At 38.5% G+C, this 19,571-nt stretch carries 19 protein-coding genes; 13 read left to right on the top strand and 6 right to left on the bottom strand.

Annotation, left to right across the window (positions count from 1 at the left end):
- The first annotated feature begins 3 nt into the window (after positions 1-3).
- The 5 genes from QUE72_RS00705 to QUE72_RS00725 are packed head-to-tail and all read left to right on the top strand — an operon-like array spanning position 4 to position 3,895.
- Positions 4-783, top strand: a complete 780-nt coding sequence (locus QUE72_RS00705; protein ID WP_286270901.1) for an SURF1 family protein — start codon at positions 4-6, stop codon at positions 781-783.
- The gene (locus QUE72_RS00710; protein WP_286270902.1) at positions 764-1,324 is read left to right on the top strand and encodes a hypothetical protein; all 561 of its coding nucleotides are present in this window, start codon (positions 764-766) and stop codon (positions 1,322-1,324) included. Before QUE72_RS00705 ends, QUE72_RS00710 begins: the two co-directional genes overlap by 20 nt.
- A gap of 4 nt (positions 1,325-1,328) precedes the next feature.
- On the top strand, positions 1,329-2,336 hold the full coding sequence (locus QUE72_RS00715) for a COX15/CtaA family protein (RefSeq protein ID WP_286270904.1): 1,008 nt from the start codon (positions 1,329-1,331) through the stop codon (positions 2,334-2,336).
- 11 nt (positions 2,337-2,347) lie between these two features.
- Positions 2,348-3,250, top strand: a complete 903-nt coding sequence (gene cyoE / locus QUE72_RS00720) for a heme o synthase (RefSeq protein WP_074497466.1) — start codon at positions 2,348-2,350, stop codon at positions 3,248-3,250.
- Between the two features lie 15 nt (positions 3,251-3,265).
- Positions 3,266-3,895: an SCO family protein gene (locus tag QUE72_RS00725; protein ID WP_074497470.1), complete on the top strand. Its 630-nt coding sequence runs from the start codon at positions 3,266-3,268 to the stop codon at positions 3,893-3,895.
- Positions 3,896-3,990: 95 nt separating this feature from the next.
- On the opposite strand, the gene QUE72_RS00730 is transcribed toward QUE72_RS00725, so the two are convergent.
- Positions 3,991-5,052, bottom strand: coding sequence for a polysaccharide deacetylase family protein (locus tag QUE72_RS00730; protein ID WP_286270910.1), 1,062 nt, complete (start codon positions 5,050-5,052; stop codon positions 3,991-3,993).
- 115 nt (positions 5,053-5,167) lie between these two features.
- Here QUE72_RS00730 and QUE72_RS00735 point away from each other — a divergent pair, with 115 nt between their 5' ends.
- On the top strand, positions 5,168-6,490 hold the full coding sequence (locus QUE72_RS00735; protein WP_286270913.1) for an MATE family efflux transporter: 1,323 nt from the start codon (positions 5,168-5,170) through the stop codon (positions 6,488-6,490).
- A gap of 68 nt (positions 6,491-6,558) precedes the next feature.
- On the opposite strand, the gene nfuA is transcribed toward QUE72_RS00735, so the two are convergent.
- The gene (nfuA, locus tag QUE72_RS00740) at positions 6,559-7,137 is read right to left on the bottom strand and encodes a Fe-S biogenesis protein NfuA (RefSeq protein WP_074497484.1); all 579 of its coding nucleotides are present in this window, start codon (positions 7,135-7,137) and stop codon (positions 6,559-6,561) included.
- 257 nt (positions 7,138-7,394) lie between these two features.
- Between nfuA and QUE72_RS00745 the strand changes: the two genes are divergently transcribed.
- Complete coding sequence (locus QUE72_RS00745) at positions 7,395-9,935, top strand: M14 family zinc carboxypeptidase (RefSeq protein WP_286270914.1); 2,541 nt, start codon at positions 7,395-7,397, stop codon at positions 9,933-9,935.
- On the opposite strand, the gene QUE72_RS00750 is transcribed toward QUE72_RS00745, so the two are convergent.
- Entirely contained in the window at positions 9,932-10,666 is a 735-nt protein-coding gene (locus QUE72_RS00750) for a ComF family protein (protein ID WP_286270916.1), read from the bottom strand. The two genes, QUE72_RS00745 and QUE72_RS00750, sit on opposite strands and share 4 nt — an antisense overlap.
- Positions 10,667-10,724: 58 nt before the next feature.
- Here QUE72_RS00750 and bioH point away from each other — a divergent pair, with 58 nt between their 5' ends.
- The 3 genes from bioH (at position 10,725) to QUE72_RS00765 (ending at position 12,939) form a co-directional block, all read left to right on the top strand.
- Positions 10,725-11,507, top strand: a complete 783-nt coding sequence (bioH, locus tag QUE72_RS00755) for a pimeloyl-ACP methyl ester esterase BioH (RefSeq protein WP_286270918.1) — start codon at positions 10,725-10,727, stop codon at positions 11,505-11,507.
- A gap of 154 nt (positions 11,508-11,661) precedes the next feature.
- A complete protein-coding gene (locus QUE72_RS00760; protein WP_074497496.1) occupies positions 11,662-11,958 on the top strand; it encodes a hypothetical protein in 297 nt (98 codons plus the stop codon).
- A gap of 3 nt (positions 11,959-11,961) precedes the next feature.
- Positions 11,962-12,939, top strand: a complete 978-nt coding sequence (locus QUE72_RS00765) for a putative metalloprotease CJM1_0395 family protein (protein ID WP_286270921.1) — start codon at positions 11,962-11,964, stop codon at positions 12,937-12,939.
- A 41-nt stretch (positions 12,940-12,980) separates the two neighbouring features.
- Here the strand turns inward: QUE72_RS00765 and QUE72_RS00770 are convergent, their stop codons facing one another.
- A complete protein-coding gene (locus QUE72_RS00770) occupies positions 12,981-13,337 on the bottom strand; it encodes a hypothetical protein (RefSeq protein ID WP_074497504.1) in 357 nt (118 codons plus the stop codon).
- Between the two features lie 130 nt (positions 13,338-13,467).
- Here QUE72_RS00770 and ccoG point away from each other — a divergent pair, with 130 nt between their 5' ends.
- Genes ccoG through QUE72_RS00785 form a run of 3 tightly spaced genes read left to right on the top strand, consistent with a single transcriptional unit; the run spans position 13,468 to position 16,525 of the window.
- A complete protein-coding gene (gene ccoG, locus QUE72_RS00775) occupies positions 13,468-14,901 on the top strand; it encodes a cytochrome c oxidase accessory protein CcoG (protein ID WP_286270922.1) in 1,434 nt (477 codons plus the stop codon).
- Entirely contained in the window at positions 14,901-15,875 is a 975-nt protein-coding gene (locus QUE72_RS00780) for a serine/threonine protein kinase (protein ID WP_286270924.1), read from the top strand. The genes ccoG and QUE72_RS00780 overlap by 1 nt, the downstream gene beginning before the upstream one ends.
- Positions 15,876-15,892: 17 nt before the next feature.
- Positions 15,893-16,525, top strand: a complete 633-nt coding sequence (locus QUE72_RS00785) for a thiol:disulfide interchange protein DsbA/DsbL (RefSeq protein ID WP_074497516.1) — start codon at positions 15,893-15,895, stop codon at positions 16,523-16,525.
- Positions 16,526-16,588: 63 nt separating this feature from the next.
- On the opposite strand, the gene QUE72_RS00790 is transcribed toward QUE72_RS00785, so the two are convergent.
- Together QUE72_RS00790 and QUE72_RS00795 are read right to left on the bottom strand one after the other, a co-directional pair.
- Positions 16,589-18,667, bottom strand: coding sequence for a hypothetical protein (locus QUE72_RS00790; RefSeq protein WP_286270926.1), 2,079 nt, complete (start codon positions 18,665-18,667; stop codon positions 16,589-16,591).
- Positions 18,668-18,701: 34 nt separating this feature from the next.
- On the bottom strand, positions 18,702-19,352 hold the full coding sequence (locus QUE72_RS00795; RefSeq protein ID WP_286270927.1) for a single-stranded DNA-binding protein: 651 nt from the start codon (positions 19,350-19,352) through the stop codon (positions 18,702-18,704).
- Positions 19,353-19,571 lie beyond the last annotated feature (219 nt).

Raw genomic sequence — 19,571 nt, forward strand, 5'->3', positions numbered from 1 at the left:
TGTATGAAGGTAGCAAAATTAAAAGATTATTTATATCAGTTAAATTGGCTATTGGTCATTTTAACTTTGCTAGTCTTTAGTGGATTAATCAAGCTTGGTTTGTGGCAGGTATCAAGAGCGGTTGAAAAAGAACAACGTATCGAACGTATCGCTGACATACAACAAAAAGAACAGCATTCGTTGGTCAGTATATTGTCGTTGATAGATGATGAAAATATTAATGATTTACCCGTCGCAGTTGTTGGCCGCTTTGATAGTAAGCACGTTTTTTTGCATGACAATCAAACCCATCAAGGGCAGGTTGGTTACCGCGTTTTACAAGTATTAACCAGCGAATATGGTAGTGTGTTAGTGAATTTGGGCTGGATAAAAGGTGATAGAAGTAGGCAAACGTTACCAATAATTAATCCTGTTGAGGGAACCCACAAGATCAATGGGCATATCAGAATGCTTGAATCCGGATTTATTTTATCGGAACAAGTTTTTTCAAACGTTAGTTGGCCGTTAATTGCTCAACAAGTCAATTTGAATAAATTTTCACAATTAATTGGTCAAAAACTGTTGCCCTTTGTCATTTACTTAGATAAAACAGAGAGCATAGGATTTGAAAAAAACTGGCAACCTATCGTGATGCCACCTGAAAAACATCGGGGTTATGCTTTTCAGTGGTTTTCGTTAGCACTTGCTTGGCTTGTGTTAATGCTAAGTGCCAGTATTTGGTTTTATAACAATAAAATCGACAATAATAATAAAAAGGATCCCAATGTCAGCAGTAAAAAATAAAAGGGCTCGACAAGCTTTTATCATAGTCATCGTAGTCTTTGCTTTGCCTGTAATACTCGCAAAATTAGCATTACACTTTCAATGGTTTGATTCAGGTGTCACCAATTATGGGCAATTATTTGCATCGGAAAAGTCGTTAACTGATTTAGCGCTAGACCAAGAAGCCATCAAAGAACAATGGTTGTTACTGTATTATCCGAATAAAAACTGTCAACAAGTTTGCCAACATGCGTTAACCACGATTAATAGTACTTATGTGTTGTTGGGGAAAGAAATTCCACGAGTAACGCCTATTATACTTACCGATACCGTATTTTTTGACAATCACCGCGATAAACTCACTCACCATAAATGGCAAAACTGGTCGTTAACAAAAGAAGCGGCATTAGAGCTGAGTGAAGGCGATGTGGTTATTGTTGATCCGCTAGGAAATTTGGTGGTGAAGCATTTAACCCCTACCGAAGATAGTGAGATAGTGTCGATGGGTAAAAAACTACTTGCTGACATGAAAAAGCTTTTAAAATATTCGAGAGTGGGGTAACGCTATGCAAGATAAGAATATTGTTACTATTCGGAAGCTTGTTTTTATCAGCATTTTGTTGGCAATTTTGGTTGTGAGCTTAGGTGCTTATACCCGATTAACTCATGCTGGACTTGGCTGTCCTGATTGGCCTGGTTGCTATGGACATTTAGATGTGCCGAATACTGAAGCACAAATCGCGAAAGCTGAACTCGCCTTTCCTGATCGTCCTGTTGAACCGCATAAAGCATGGAATGAAATGATCCATCGCTATTTTGCTGGCACGTTAGGGTTATTAATTTTAGCAATAGCATTGTTAAGCGTTAGAGCGAGAAATGCAGGCGCGCCTGTCTTTTTACCCACACTTATTTTATGCGTAGTCATTTTTCAAGCAGCACTCGGAATGTGGACTGTCACCATGAAATTAATGCCGATTGTGGTGATGGGGCATTTAATCGGTGGTTTTACCACGCTATGTTTGTTGTTCTTACTTTATTTACGATTAAAACCCTATCGTGTACCTGGTGGTGACCCTGCCATTAGAAAATATGCCCGTTATGGCATTATTGGCTTGGTATTACTGACAGGACAAATAGCGTTAGGAGGTTGGACATCGTCTAATTATGCGGCACTCGTGTGCACAGAATTACCTATATGTCAGGGAAATTGGAGTGAGGAGTTAACCTTTGAAAACTCATTTGATTTAATACCACCTGAACGAGAAAGCTATGAGTTTGGTCATTTACAGCATGATGAAAGAGTGACGATACATGTCATGCATCGCTTTGGTGCTATTCTTGTTAGTGTGTATTTATTATGGCTAGTCTTTACTATTTTCACCAAAGCGCAAAGCCAATTTTTTAAACGTTGTGCGCTTGGTTTATTGGCAACATTATTGCTGCAAATAGGGTTAGGTGTCAGTAATGTTGTCTTGTCATTACCATTGTTTATTGCAGTGAGTCATAATGTTGTGGCTGCTTGCCTAATGTTAATGTTGATTTTGCTGACATACAGCTTAAAACGGAAAACGTAGGGGAAAGTAATATGACATCAGCACAAAATGCCATTGAGCGTACTACATCGGCGTCGTGGCGAGATTACTATGAAATTACTAAGCCTCGTGTTGTTGCGTTGTTAGTACTTACTGCGCTTGTTGGTATGTGTTTGTCTGTACCGGGTGCAATTCCATGGCAAGTGCTAATTCCTTCGATAATTGGCATTGGCTTTTTATCTTCTGCAGCAGCGGCAATTAATCATATTGTTGATGAAAGAATAGACAGTGTAATGGCACGGACACATAATCGGCCTGTTGCTACTGGCCGGTTAACAACGACACAAGCCACTATTTTTGCCGCGCTATTAGCGTTAGCTGGATTTGTAATGCTGTATTTCTTAGTGAATCCATTAACGGCTTGGTTAACGCTTTCAGGGCTTGTGGGTTATAGCTTTGTTTATACGATGTATTTAAAACGTGCAACGCCACAAAACATAACCATTGGTGGGCTTGCTGGTGCTATTCCTCCTTTACTTGGCTGGACAGCGGTGACCAATGAAATTCATCCGCATGCATTATTATTAGTGTTGCTTATTTTTACCTGGACACCACCGCATTTTTGGGCACTAGCTATTCATCGTAAAGATGATTATGCCAAAGTAAACATTCCCATGTTACCGGTAACGCATGGCATCAGCTTTACAAAAACTCAGATATTGTTGTACACCATTTTATTGTTTGTTGTTGGATTACTGCCTTATCTTGTTGGCATGAGTAATTGGCTGTATCTGGTAGGAGCTATAGTGCTTAACTTGATATTTTTTGTGTATGCATGGAAGTTAAAGTTTAATGCTGATGATAATACGGCAATGGACACTTTTAAGTTTTCTATCATCCACTTAATGTTATTATTTATTATTTTATTGGTAGATCACTACCTGTTACCGGTTTAGCGAAAGGGCATCGTTGTGAATAAGTTATTGGTTGTTATTGTGGCTGTTATCGCGCTGGTTAGCGGTATATTTATCTATAAATCAGCGTTTAATAAGGTTCAGCCTGAATTTTCATTGTATTATCAAACCCCTCGAGTTATTCAACCGTTTACAATGACTAAACATACTGGTGAACAATTCAGTAATACACAATTAAAAAATAAATGGTCGTGGGTGTTTTTTGGTTATACTTCCTGCCCTGATGTGTGTCCAACAACACTACAAGAACTAAATTTTCGTTATGATGATTTAAAAGCTGTCGCTGATAATACTCAGGTAATATTAGTGTCGGTTGATCCGCAGCGTGACTCAGCAGCACGTTTAGCAAAATATATTGCTTATTTTAATCAAGAGTTTATTGCGTTAACGGCGGATCATGCATCGTTATTTCCATTTGCCCGAAATTTAGGCTTAATGTATGCCATTTCAGATGAGGCACAAAGTTCAAGTTATTTAGTCGATCATAGCGCGTCAATTGTGTTAATTAATCCTCAAGGTAAAATTGCGGCAATCTTCAAACCTAAGCATGAGCTAGGACAGGTGCCGATTATCTCTGGAGATGAATTAGTGAGCGACTTCGCTAAAATCGTAGAACTTGAAGGCTAGTGCCATAGAGCGTATCCGTTCTGAATTGGTGACTTATGCTCAAGGTAAACCGTAAGCCACCTTAAACTTGTTGTAGATTTAAAAAGAAACAGTTTTTAATGCGGATACCAACTGCCGTCTTCGTTTAAAATAAACCACGGTTTAGAATACCAGTAGTAACGTCCAGGCTGGCTAATACTTGGCGCAGTACAGTTACTACGCACTCTGCCACTGGGCAACGTTTCGGTAAAGGTAATTGACAGTTGTTTATCCTCTAACCATTTAACGGGTTGCTTGCCAACACTTGTGACATAACAATTAAGTTGCTCAGTTCGAATATCATCGCTATTAATTGTCATGGTGACATTTTTTAATGCACCTTTCGTGTAAATGGTTTGTGCATCTTGATCAGATAGTGTCACCGAGAGTGGTAGCGAGTGTAACTTATCTTTTAAGCTAGATAACTTGTCGTATGGTTGCGAAGCTGGAAACCTCGGTATGCTGGTTAAATCAGTATCTTGGCCAACAGCGCCACTTTGCTGCGAGAATGCGATAAATTGATTTTGCTCTAGCAGTTGTTGAATGCGAGGAGAAAATTCACCGTAAGGATACGCAAAGTATTGCCAAGATTGCCCTGTTTCAGTTTTTATTTTCGCTTCTGCTTTTTTGAGTAAAGCGATTTTCTGAGCGAGCCAGGTATTGAAGTTAGTGTCTTTTGGAACGCGCGTCCATGATTCATGCTCAAAGCCATGATTGGCGATCATGACGCCATCATCTGCCATTGCTTTTAACTGTGACCACGATAAATAATGCGCCGAGCCTTTATCAACAATGCCCGGGTTAATAAAAATAGTAAACGGAAATTGATGTTGATCGAGAATGGGCTTGGCATTTTCTAAAATGTTTAAATATGCATCATCAAAGGTGATAACAACGCTTTTATTTGGCAAAGGTTGTTGTTGTTTTATCGCATCAACAACTTCGTTTAGCGGAAGTACGGTAAAGTCATTGTCAGCTAAATATTGCATATGTTTAGCAAACTGTTGCGGCGAAATGCTGGTGCTTTTTGGTGTATCGTCACTAACGTGGTGATATTGTAAAATAACACTTGCATTAGTAGAGTACGTAAATAAACAAGTTGCGAGCAGCCCTAACAACATTGAGGTAAATGATTTCATATAATTAGCTTACCTATTGGTGAATTACTGATATAGTTTAGCATCATCTTTCCTGTGTCTCGAACTGAATACTCATTGTTTATAACTTTTACTTTTTACCTTTCGATTAATTGATATGACAACAGTTACTCACCGCCAACTTTTTGCGTTAGCGATCCCTATGATACTATCTAATATTACTGTGCCCTTGTTAGGCTTAGTAGATACAGCTGTTATTGGGCACTTGTCTCATGCTTATTATCTTGGCGGTAGCTCCGTTGGGGCGATGATAGTGACTGTGATCACTTGGCTGTGTGGCTTCCTTCGCATGTCTACTACGGGCCTTTCTGCTCAAGCATATGGTAAACAAGACGTTGCGCAAAGCTGTAAAGTATTAGTCAAAGGAGTGGTGTTAGCCGTTGCGATAGCGTTGGTTGTATTAATTTTTCAACAAGCCTATATATCCCTCGCGATTGAACTTGCAGGTGCAAGTGAACAAGTGGCTTTTTATGCACGCGAATACGCAGAGATTAGGATTTGGGGTTTGCCAGCAGCGTTAATAAATCTTGTATTGATAGGGTGGCTGCTGGGGAATCATCAAGCTAAAGCGGTGATGTGGCTATTAATCATTACCAATATGATTAATTTACTGCTCGATTTGTTATTCGTGGTGGTTTTTGATTGGCAAGTCAAAGGCGTTGCTTACGCGACACTAATCGCTGAATATTCATCCTTACTAATTGCTACGGTAATCGTATTCTATTATCAAAAAGCTTATTGGCGTCAGCTTACTTGGCAGATAATTTCCCAATATTTATCTTTGGTAACCTTGAAGCAATATTTAGCGCTAAATCGAGATATTTTAATACGTACTTTATCTTTACAAGCTTGTTTTGTTTTTATTACCTTTCAAGGAGCACGATTAGGCGATAATGTTGTTGCAGCTAATGCAATTTTGATGAACTTTTTACTGTTTATCTCGTTTGGTTTAGACGGTATAGCGAATGCAGCAGAAGTATTAGTCGGTAAGGAAAAAGGCGCACATAAACCAAAAATGCTAAATGATGTAGTGAAAATGAGCTTACTATGGACATTAATCTTTGCTGTGGCTTATTGTTTAGTATTTTTTATCGCGGGTCATTGGATGATCCGTCTCATTTCAAATATAGAGCCGGTGGTTAACTTTGCTGAGCAATTTATTGGCTGGATTATTATCTTACCCATTGTGGCTTGTTGGAGCTATTTATATGACGGAATTTATATTGGGCTAACACAAGCAAAAACAATGCGAAATAGCATGGTGTTTTCTACATTTGGTGTGTTTTTTCCGAGCTGGTTCATCTTTCAACACTTAGGAAATCATGGCTTATGGTTAGCTTTTACGCTCTTTATGGCAGCAAGAGGAATTGCATTAGCTATTGATTACCATCGCAAAGGTGCACGTTACCTTCAGCCATAAAAAAGCCGAGTGTCTTGTACTCGGCTAATAACAGGCGTAGATAAATACTTAACCTGAGCTCAGGTTAGTTAGTAGTATGAGTGCTCACCTCTTTCGTGCTCTGTCATATCTTTAACCCCTTTAATTTCGTCACCCATCATGTCGATTAGCTGTTTTTCAATGCCGTCTTTTACCGTAACGTCGATTTGACTACAACCATTACAGCCGCCGCCAAATTGTAATACGGCATAACCGTCGTCAGTAATTTCCATTAACGTACATTCTCCGCCATGGCCGGCTAATTGAGGATTTACTTCGGCTTTAATGAAGTAATCAATTCGGTCGAAAAGTGGAGCATCGTCAGCGACCTTTCGTAATTTAGCGTTAGGTGCTTTTAAAGTAAGTTGCGAGCCCATTTGGTCAGATACGAAGTCGATTTCGGCGTCTTCTAAAAAAGGTTTACTGTCTGCGTCAATGTAGGCTGAAAAACCTTCAAACGACATCTTAATATCTTCAGGCTCTACTGCATCAGCAGGACAATATGAGACACCACATTCTGCGCTGGCAGTTCCTGGGTTAACAACAAATACCCGAATACTCGTGCCTTCAGCTTGTTGTTCTAGCAGTTTAACGAAATGTGCTTGAGCATTTTCTGAAATGGTGATCATAATCTTTGTACACTCTTACTAATTGGAAAATGAAATAGCGGTATACCTGAGTAATTTAGTCAAGTATGACACCATTTTACTCTTGATAGACGCGATCTTCCAGTGGTGTTTTATTTGTCGGTAATATTTTCATCGATGAAATTAAGAATAGAGTTAAAAAAGAGATAACGATCAAAGCTTTTTGGCGCTATGAACTGGATGGGCGTAGAAGAGTTTGTTATGTTGTTGAAGTCAAAAATTATGGGAATTTATCTACAATGCGCATTCAAATTTTATTACTTGCCGTGCTGGTTACATGTTTTAGCGTTGCCGTTCAAGCAAAAAAAGTTACCGGCTATTTACCGAATCATGTTTTTTTGGAAGAGATTGACACGCCAGAAAAACACTTAGGATTTGAATTGGGCGAGCGCCATATTCGTCATGATCAACTGGTGCAATACATGGCAAAAGTAGCGGAACAATCTAGCCGAGTGCTGCTTACTGATATTGGTTTTACCCAAGAAATGCGTCGTCAGGTGTTAGTGACTATTTCATCGGAAGAAAATTTAAAAAACTTGCCTTCATTGCTACAACAAAAAACTAAAGGTGATAGTGAAAATGACCCGGTAGTTGTCTGGTTAGGTTATTCAGTACACGGCGACGAAATTAGTGGTGCTAATGCATCGTTAGCTGTGGCGTATTATTTAGCGGCTAGTCAAAATAAAGCGGTTAAAGATATGCTTGCTGACACGGTGATTGTTTTAGAACCAAGCATGAACCCTGATGGTATGGACAGATTTACAAATTGGGTAAATATGCACCGTGGTACAACACCAAATGCTGATCCTAATCATATTGAACATCATCAAGACTGGCGTTCTGGTAGAACTAACCACTTTGGTTTTGATTTAAACCGCGACTGGTTGTTACTGTCGCAAAAAGAAAGCCGCAATCGCATTCCATATTTTCACCAATATCAACCTCATGTGCTAGGTGACTTCCACGAGATGGGGGCAAACAGTAGTTTTTTCTTTCAGCCAGGTATTCCAACAAGAACACACCCACTAACACCCAAACGTAATACAGAGCTGACGCAATTGATGGCGACCTTCCACAGTGCCGCCTTAGATGCTGAAAATAGACTTTATTACAGCCAAGAAAACTTTGATGATTTCTATTATGGCAAGGGTTCAACGTATCCTGACATTAATGGCGGTGTAGGTATATTATTTGAACAAGCAAGTAGCCGAGGTTACCAACAACAGAGTATAAATGGCTTACTGACCTTCGAGTATGGTGTTAAAAATCAAGTATTGACCTCTTTGTCTACGATTCAAGGTGCATGGGAAAGCAAAGAGACTTTCAGAAAATATCGAGCAAAATTTTATGACGAGGCAATGCAAGCCGCTAAAGATGAGAAAATTAATGGCTATATTATTTCTGAAGCGCACGATACGCAGCGTTTAGAACATTTTCTCGATAAATTAGCTTTACACCAAATAGACGTGTATCCGTTAACAAAAGATTATCGTCTTGATGATACAACCTATGCGAAAAATACAAGTTTTTATGTGCCGCTAGCACAAAAACAGTATCGCGTTATCCAAGCGTTGTTCAGTCAAGGCACTAACTTCCAAGACAATACCTTCTATGATGTCTCTGGTTGGACTATGCCATTAGCCATGGATATTGACTTTGCGCCGGTTAAACGAAGCAGAGGCCTAGCATTAGCAGAAAACACGTGGCAACAAACACAAAATACTGTTAAACCAGTAGATCCAAATGCTTATGCCTATGCATTTGAATGGCACCATATGTATTCAGCTAAGCTGCTTAATAATGTATTAACGAACAATATTAAAGCACGAGTAGCAACGAAACCGTTCGCTTCAACGATTAATGGTAAGGTAAAGCAGTTTTCATCTGGTACTATCGTTATTCCAGCAGGAATTCAACAGGCTAAACAATGGCGTGATCTTGTTGCTCAGCTTAGTAAAGATACTGGTATTGACATGTTCAATATTGATACAGGTCTGACTATTCAAGGGATTGATTTAGGTTCTCGTTCAATGCGTGCGTTATCACCGGTTAAGCCTTTATTAGTTGGTGGCAAGGGAAGTTCACAATACGAAGCTGCTGAATTACGCTTTTATATTGATGACATGCTAAACATTCCTTTAACGGTTGTAGAGCAAACACGTTTATCAAGAATTGATCTTTCAGATTACACGCACATCTTGTTAGTTGATGGAAACTATAAAGGTTTAAGTAAGAAATTTGTTGAAAATTTCAAGCGCTGGTTAACAAATGGCGGTACCGTTTTTGCTCAAAAACGTGCTGCTCAATGGTTAGCCGAAGAAGAAATATTGAAAGTGAAAATGGTTAAGAAAAGCGTGATAAATGATTTATTCACTACCGATAGCTTAACTTATCAAGATAAAGAAAGTTTATCGGCACGTAAACGTATAGCAGGTGCAATCTTTCAATCAACATTAGATTTAAGTCACCCATTAACTTACGGTTTTAATAATGAGGGTTTACCGTTATTTAAAAACAGTACGCTAATTATGGAGCAAGCAGACGCTGCATTTAATACAGTGGCAAGTTACACACCTACACCGTTATTAAGCGGTTATACCGATAAAAACTTAGTTAATAAAATTGCACGTACTCCAGCATTAGTTGCTCACAATGTAGGGCGTGGGCGTGTTATTGCAACGCCAAATGTATTGGCTTTTAGGGGGTATTGGATGGGTAGTGCTCGATTGATTTCGAATAGCTTGTTCTTTTCAAAAGCATTTAGCGCTTCAGCAAATTAATGCTCAGGTAAAGATAGGCTGATTGCCAAGATGGTAATTGACTGAACTCCATGTTGCTTTAACAACTGGCTTATTGTGTTTACGGTAGAGCCAGTTGTTACCACATCATCAAATAATACGATATGTTTAGGCAATGAAACTTCTTCATTAAACATAAAATCTTGCGCCATTAGTCGTCGTCGCTCTTTACCTGAATATCCTACCTGACTCTTTTGTTGTTCTACTCTATATAAAGCATGGGGTAAATATTGACAGCCAATGTGTTTGGCAAATCGCCGAGCAATTAAATGACTTTGATTATAGCCGCGTTGCTGCCATTTTTTAATATGGCTGGGTACGACTAACAAGGTGGTTTCTTGTGAAACGACTTGGCAAGTATTATTAGTAGTAATAAGCAATTTTGCTAATAGTTTGCTTAATTCAAATCTATTATGAAATTTAAGTTGCGGTAGCCACTGATTGAATGGAAAAACATACGGGGCTACACACACAAGTTGATCAAAATCGCGTCTCGGAAATAAACGATCGATAGCGGGCCAATATAATAAATTTGTTCCAGATAATGAGTAATTAAATAGCGGTAAATCATTGACACAATGATGGCAAAGTAAGGGGATAGCAACAGGCTGTTGATGACATAAATCACAACTACCAAGAGAGAGCAAAAGCTGCTGATAATGCTGCATGCAACGATTGATAATGCTGTTATTGTAATATTGTAAAAATTCCATTTAACGATATCTTTAAGTAAACTATGCCCTTTAACTGTTAAGGGCTTACGCTAAAAGCATGGCAAATAAATCAGATTTTGCGAGTCAAAAACAAGGTGTACCCATTGTATTTATTCATGGCTGGGGGTTAAATGCAGGGGTTTGGCAACCATTGGCAGAAACGTTAGCGGATAAATTTCGTATTATCACTGTTGATTTACCTGGTTATGGAGAAAATCATCAACAGTTGTGTTCGCCCTATTCATTAACAAACATAGCAGAAAAAATTTGCCAAACTATTAATGAACCCGCGGTGTATGTAGGTTGGTCGCTTGGTGGTTTAGTTGCCAATCAAATTGCGCTTGAATACCCCAGTCTTGTAACCGGTTTAGTGAATGTAGCGAGTACGCCATGTTTTTTACAACAAGATAATTGGCGAGGAATTCAACCCACGGTGCTAACAAACTTTCATCGCCAATTAGCACAGGATACGCAGAAAACCATTGACAGCTTTTTAAAAATTCAAGCCATGGGTAGTCCGCATATTCGACAAGATATCAAACGAATTCGAACATTAATTATGCAATACCCGATGGCGAATAAAAACACGCTAATGCATTCTTTAACTTTGTTAGAAACAACAGATCAGCGCAATAAGTTAATTAACATTAAATGTCCGTATTTACGAATGTATGGCAAACTTGACGGGTTAGTCCCCAAAGAGGTGATAGCTAATATTGCCAGATTAGCACCAACCAGTGAGCAAGTTATTTTTGAACAATCATCGCATGCCCCCTTTATCAGTGAGTTATCGTCGTTTACTGACCAGCTACAAACATGGTTAGAAAAAGTAACAAATTAACGGTAATACAACGTACTGACTAAATGCCGCATATTCCACGCAACGCTTTACATTTTGGCTTGTTTGATTAATAATTAAACAGATTGTATTTGAGCTAGTATCAGCGGTCTTATTACCATGAATATTTGGTAAATGTGATATTAAGGAGAAGTAAATGAACATTGATTCTGCGTTTAATTCAGGCTTACAAGGGTTTCAAAAAGCAACTGAAACGGCTAATCAGGCTGCATCAGACATAGCAAGAGCTGTGGGATACAACCCAGAAGAGCCTACCTTAGGTCAGCAAGAAAATGACAACATGATGAACCAAAATACTGGTTCAGGTGAGTTAGCTGATTTGAATAAATCTATTGTGGAAATGCGAGTGGCAGAACATCAAGCAAAAGCTTCTGCTAATGTCATTCAGACGGCTGATGAAAACCTTGGCACGTTACTAGATGTTAGCGTATAACGAATGAACATTACGACGCATACTGCGAATATTCCTGTCCCGACGGTTACAAATCCGCCAACGGAAGCATTGCGTCGTGATAATGTGCAACGTGAAATTATCACGCAACCTGCTGCAGCTCAACAATCGGCAAGAGAGAAAGGCGCTGCATCGGAGAGAGAACGCGCAAGAACACCAGCCCAAAATAATGAACAAATTGATTTTGAACAACTGCGCAAACAAGCTGAGAAAGAAAGCTCTACTATCACTGAAGATGGCACGAGTGATTCAGATAACAAAGACTCTTCACAGCAAGATTCTTCACAGCAAGATAATCAAGCATCAAAAAATAACCCTGATGATAAACAACAAGCAGTTGGCGACAATGCTGTTGATGTCTCCGAAACAGATGTTGCTGATCAGCAACTAATTCGAGAATTACAAAATCGTGATAAAGAAGTGCGTTCGCACGAACAGGCACATGCTACGGCTGGTGGTGCTTATACCGGAGCGCCAAGTTATAGTTTTGAAGTGGGTCCTGATGGAAAAAAATATGCGGTAGAAGGAGAGGTATCCGTGGATTTATCGCCAATAAAAGGTGATCCACAAGCTACGATAGCTAAGCTACAAAAAGTATATAATGCCGCATTAGCGCCGGCAAACCCTTCTATACAAGACAGTCGGGTAGCAAATAAAGCCGCACAGCTTATCGCACAAGCACAATCTGAACTGTACGAAATAACTCAATCAGCGATAAATGCTACAAGCAGTGAGCGTGTTGTTGTTGATACCAGTGAGCGTTTTGCATATAACAATGCAGAGGAGGTGTCAGATAATGATTTTGATCAGCGGCTTCAACAAACACTTAATGCTCAAGAAGACATTGCACCTAATAGACCTGCTAAAGTAGAAAAGGCAGCTGTTGTGATTGAAAGTCTCTATAGTAATGTTCACAGTGCTTATGAGCAGCCATCTCGCTCTCAATTTGAGTTAACGGCATAATTTTTATCGTAAAACCCGTCACTTTTTAACAAGTATTATGGCTAAAAAAGCGATTGATATTTGGAAATAGTCGAACATACCGTTTTTTGATTTTCTTGATGCAGTTTCGGCGAGCGTTTTTTTCCTTCACAATACTCTACAAAAAAATCTTTAACTGAAGCGCGGGTAGCGGTAATTTGCTTTAAGTAGTCTTGCTCACTTTCATTAAAACGATCTAACTTGCTTTCTAAATCACGATATACTTTACTGGGGTTTAATCGCACTTTAGTATCTGTTGCATCATTAAATTCCGCTAACAGATTTTCTTTTTGTGTTAAATACCATTTTTCAAGTTCTGGTTGTGGATAAAAGTGCAAAAATATTGCAATTGCCACGATTAAGATCAATAAATTCTTCATAGCTTGTCGTATAATATAGCCCTAAAGATAGAATAGTAAATTAAGCATCAACAATACACGTATTTTTCCAATAAAAGCATAATAAAAATTACGGTATTGTCCTTTTTCGACGTTTAGATTAGGACTTATTGTGAACAAAGAGCAAGACAACGCTAACAATCGTTTAGATATCCCAGTTAAAAATATCAAAGTAGAGCGCCCAGATCCGGTTCAAGAATACAAACCTCGAGATCAAATTTATGTGCGAAAGGTCACGGGATTTTTCCAACAATTAAGACAAAAGATGAATTTCTTTTTCTTGGGGCTTTTTGCGGTATTACCGTGGTTAACTTATAACGGTGAACAAGCCATTTTATTAGACATTGCTAACCAACGCTTTACCTTTTGGGGATTAACATTATGGCCGCAAGATTTAACGTTGTTGGCTTGGTTATTTATCGTCAGCGCCTTCTTGTTGTTTTTCGTCACAACGTTCTTAGGTCGTGTGTGGTGTGGTTATTTGTGCCCGCAAACAGTGTGGACGTTTATTTTTATTTGGTTTGAAGAAAAAATAGAAGGTACGGCAAATCAGCGTAAAAAACTCGATAGCCAAAAACTTAATGCCAATAAGCTATGGCGTAAAACACTTAAGCACAGCTGTTGGTTATTTTTTTCACTCCTTACATCGTTAACGTTTGTTGGCTATTTTGCCCCAGTAGAACAAGTTTTTATCAACTTTTTTACCTTTAATAGTTCGTTTGTTATTGTGTCTGTTGTGCTGTTTTTTGCGTTGTGTACTTATGGTAATGCGGGCTGGATGCGTGAAATTATGTGCCTACATATGTGCCCATACGCACGTTTTCAATCAGCAATGTTTGATAAGGACACGCTAACAGTTTCATATGATTATAACCGTGGTGAAACAAGAGGACCCAGATCTCGTAAGCAAGACCCAAAAGAGCTAGGGCTAGGTGATTGTATTGATTGTAACCTGTGTGTTCAGGTATGCCCTACGGGTATCGACATTCGAAATGGTCTGCAATATGAGTGCATAAATTGTGGTGCCTGTGTAGACGCCTGTGATGGTGTGATGGAAAAAATGAAATATGACAAAGGTCTTATTCGTTACACCACAGAGCATGAATTAGAGGGTAAAAAAGTACACTTGATTCGCTCTAAGCTAGTGGGTTATGCGGTGGTTTTATTGGTAATGACAAGTTTGTTAATATGGGAAATTACCCACCGAGTACCTGTATCGTTAGATATTATTCGCGATCGAACTGAGCTTGCTAAAGAAAACTTTAACGGTGACATTGAAAATGTTTATACGCTAAAGGTATTGAATAAGTCGCAAATTGATAACACGTACCGCCTGAGTGTAAAAGGCATTGAGAATATTCAATGGCATGGGCCTAAAGAAGTGACTGTTAAAGCGGCTAGCGTGCAAATGCTACCGATGAGCCTTTCAGTAGACCCTTATGAGCTGGAAGAGTACATGACCGATATTATCTTTGTTATTGAGTTAATTTCTGATGAAGATGAAGTATCATTGGAACATGAATCTCGCTTTTTTAATAAACGTTAATGTCAGTATTTAATTTTAGTTCACTGTCTCCAGATCTTATTTTAGATGGAATTGAATCAACAGGCTTGATGGTAGACAGTGGCCTGTTACCACTAAACAGCTATGAGAATAGGGTGTATCAATTTCACAACGAAGCGAAAGAAAAATTTGTCACTAAATTTTATCGGCCGCAACGTTGGCAGCCCGTGCAAATTCAAGAAGAGCTCGACTTTGCACTAGAATTACAAGCGCATGAATTACCCATCGTTGCGCCTATTCAAATTGATGGACAATCGTTGTTTGAATATCAAGGGTTCCATTTTGCGTTATATCCTTGTCGAGGAGGGCGTATCTTTGAGGTAGATAATTTAGATCAACTTGAATGGATGGGGCGATTTGTTGGCAGGATCCATGCAATATCAGCTAAAAAAGCCTTTGAACATCGACCAAGCATTTCTACAGAAGCTTTTATTGTTGATGCTATTACTACGATCAAAGCGTCAGATTACGTACCTAAAACACTACATATCGCGTTTTTTACCATATTAGAGCAAGTCGCAAGTCTGTGTATTGATCAATATCAAGCTGAGCATGTTATTCGTTTACATGGTGATTGCCATGCGGGAAATATTCTTTGGCGAGATGAAGGGCCACATTTTGTTGATTTAGATGATTGTCGCATGGGGCCAGCTATTCAAGATTTATGGATGATGTTATCAGGTGATCGTCAGCAGCAATGTTTGCAGCTTGATACATTACTTTCTGGCTATGAAGAGTTTTTTGAGTTTGATAGCAAAGAACTTGCGCTTATTGAACCTTTACGTACTATGCGAGTGATAAATTATATTGCTTGGTTGTGCAGGCGCTGGCAAGATCCAGCATTTCCGATGAATTTTCCATGGTTTAATACCGAAAAATATTGGGAAGAGCAAATTTTAATGTTAAAAGAGCAATACTCGGCGCTGCAGCAAGCGCCACTTTCATTGCTTCCATAAAAGAAAAGGGGTAAATAATGCGAAGAATAGCCAGTATGTTGGTGTTAATGGTTTCGATTTTTAGTGCTCATGCAGCTGACTACGAAGAAGGAAAACACTATAAAAAAATAACACCACTTCCTGTAGAATCACCTGAAGTGAGAGAGTTTTTTTCGTTTTATTGTAAACACTGTTATAACTTCGAACATATGATTAAATCGATTAAGGCAGAGTTACCTGAAGGTGTTCCTTTGGTGAAAAGCCACGTTGACTTTTTACCTGGTGCTTCACAAAAAATGCAACGTATGATGACTAGAGCAATGATAACGGCTCAACTATTAAACATGGAAGATAAGCAAGTGGCTTCTATGTTTAATTATATTCATGAACATAACGCTGTTCCGACTTCAGAGCGTGATATGCGTAATGTCTTTGTGCTTAATGGCGCAGACGGCAAAGAATTTGACCGTTTAATGGCAAGTGATGAAGTTCATGAAAAAGCATCTAAAATGCAGTCTTATCAAAACATGTTAGCGTCAGCGAATGAATTACGAGTTGTGCCAAGTGTTGTCGTAAATGGAAAATACATGATTGATACTCATGACTTAGATCCAGAAAATTTTATCGAAGATTATAATAAATTAGTGAAATATTTATTAACGCTAGACTAGGGCGTATTTTAACGGCACACCTCGATGTGTGCCGTTCACTTTGCTAGCATGTTAGCAGCACAACTATGAAGAAAGTTTGTCGATTATTCTTGCTTTACTGCGGTTAAACTCTTCTTCACTTAGAAAACCCTGCGATTTAAGCTCTAATAACTTATTCAGCGAGTTGATTAACACTTCATCATTGTCTTCGTTTTTCGCGGTTACCTTCTGTGCGGGTTTTGCATCCTGGTGTTTTGGTGCTTTATGGTTAGTCATCGCTTTCTCTGTATGCTGAGAACTATCATGCGTTGGTGTCGTCTTTTGCTTGTTAGCTTGAGCTGATGCTGACCGAATGGATGTATGTGTTACTCGCTGTTTTTGAGTGGGCTCTACGGGCTTTGGTTTAATCACGCGCTTTTCTGTAGTGCCTTTACATAATTGATGTGAAATCAACCAGCACCAGTCAATAACTTGTTGTTGTACTTGTTCAAAGCGTGCTTTAGTTAAGCGTTGATTTCCTTCCCTTAAATATAAACATAATTGTTTTGTCTCTTGGTTTTGTAAGTGGATAATCATGACAACTTTTCGTACTTTGTTATCCACCATTTTATGACGTTTTTCTTCTTTAAACGTTTGATCTATGCGTGCCTCTGCTTTGTTACTAAAGGGGGAGTTTTTATCAATTGTACTGATTAATTCACCATTTAAATAAAGCTCGTTCTTCATAATGTTGTTAATGGCAATACGGGCACTTGCTGTTTTTTCATGGCGTTTAAATAACAACAATTCTGCTTTTTCTTTATCTATTGTAAACGTAGCGTAATGGCTACGTAATAGCTTTTTAGCGTTCTTATATTTATCATCTTGTCGAAAGAGTACCGCTACAATAGCACCGGCGATCACTAATAAAATTACAATAAAGTAAAGGCTATTTGACGGTTCTTTTTGTTCTTCAAGGGGAGTCGTTTGCACTGGACTCTCGCTAACATCACTAGTGTTATTTGTTGCTAGTAGACTTTTGTTTGCAAGATCGACAATAATAATTTGTTTTGCCGAATTAATGAGTAGTTGAGGTTTTGCATTGGCGTTAAGTAATGAAAAATCGATAGTTGCTATTGGATTACTGCTGATATTTGCCGTGATTGCGGAGGCTTTTAAAAGCCAATTATCAGATGTTTTTTCGAGAAAAATTAATGGGAAATGTTCGTTACTTAATTGCGGGTTTTTTAAATAAATACTGTTACTAAAAATGATATCTTGTTGAAGCAAGTGTTCGTCAGTGGCAGGTTGTAAAAGAAAGTTATCGCCTAATGTCGCTTTCCGTAATTGTGTAGTTTTTTTAAGTTGTTCGACAAAAACAAATTGATTTTCATCTTCTTTTAACCACGTTAGATCGAGTACATTGCCGAGCCCTGTGCTGACAACCTCGCTAGGAGAGTCGTTACTACTAAACAGTATATTATCAGGCGGGACTGTGTATTGTCGAAGGCCAAATTTTTGTGGGTTGATGCGTAATAGTGCACCAGAAAATAAAGGGTGATTTGGGTAGTGTTTTTCTGCTGAAATAACAGCAAAAAGTTGTCCATAGCCTTTTTGCCAAGATTTTATATAAGGATTAAAACTTAGCAAAGGTATACTAACGCTACTGTCAGGTAAGGGGACGCGGAGCACTTCCCGCCGGCTATCGGTTAAAATTGCAGTTGAATCTGATGATAAACTGAGTTGCCATTCAAAAATAACCGCCTCAAAAGGCATATGTTTGTCTTCATCAACGGTAAGCTTCATTGATCGGTTAGTTAACGAAGCGGACTCAATATGTGCGCTATAAAAGGTGGCGTAACCAATTTTCTCTTCTTGAGCAAAGTTAGGGTGTAAAGCTAATGCTGTGAGTCGTTGAAAATCATCTGAAAAATGCTTAGCATTTAATAGTGGTTGGTATGTAGATGCTGATTGTTTGATTAACCCAACATCGCCAAACGTTGAAAAACTGATAAATTGATGGGGATGGTGTGGTAACAGCACTACTGTTGAAATCTCCCCTCTAAAGTCTGAAGAAAGTAAAGGCTTCTGGGTAAATTCAAGCGTGTTGGCTTTCGCAAATGAAGCCAACAATAAGCCAACAGATATGATCAAGTATTTTATTATTATTTTAATGTCTATCATATTGAAATTATTCCGTTTATTACGGATTCGTTAATTATATTTTAGGTAACACCAGTTGGTGCACATCGATTAATTGAGATTTATCTTTATTATTGGTATAGCTTAAATTTCCGTCAATAATTATTTCATCACCATTTTTTGCACGGCTTTCCAAATATTCAGCCTGTTTTCCCCAAGCATGTAACGTTCGCTCTATTGAAAATTGTCGATATGCTTGTTGGTGAGCAGAATATACATTGACATGACTAAGTATTGTACACTCTGCTAATTGTGTGTTGTTTTCAGTTTCAACAATTTTAATTTCACTGTTGATAGCCCCTGATAGCTTCACTTGATTCATTGAGGGTACATAGCCTTTAGCGTACGTATGAGCATAAGTTGCGTGTATGATTTGACGGCTAGATTGTTGACTATCCACAAGATGCCCTTGAATAAATACCACATCGCCTTTATCAGCAAAATTAAGCGTTTTTTCAACCACATCACCAATCATTTTTACAATATGAAAATGCGTCCATTCTTTTTGCTGCTGTGTTTTTTTATCGAACCATTTGTGATGAGTGGCAATAGTGAATTCAGCAATAGCAACCACAGGGTTTGCTAAATACCTGATATTTGGTTTAGCAACTAAGTTACCTAACAGGGTTATTGAGCAAAGGTGATTATGAGTATGCGGGTGTTTCATTGAAGTCCGTTACAATTGAGTTAACTCAATTAATTTATAAGATGCCTCACCTTATCACAAGTTTATTCTGTTATTAGGTAGTAGATTTATACCAAATCAATTAAATATTTAGTCACTTAGCGAGAATTAAAAGGATTAGAGACAAGGCATTGATTGCAAAGAATGGTCGCTCCCTTGTTAAAATCAATAACACAGTCTATAAGCCTTTTAAACTCGCCC

This window comes from Thalassotalea hakodatensis, from assembly GCF_030295995.1.
GTDB lineage: Bacteria > Pseudomonadota > Gammaproteobacteria > Enterobacterales > Alteromonadaceae > Thalassotalea_C > Thalassotalea_C hakodatensis.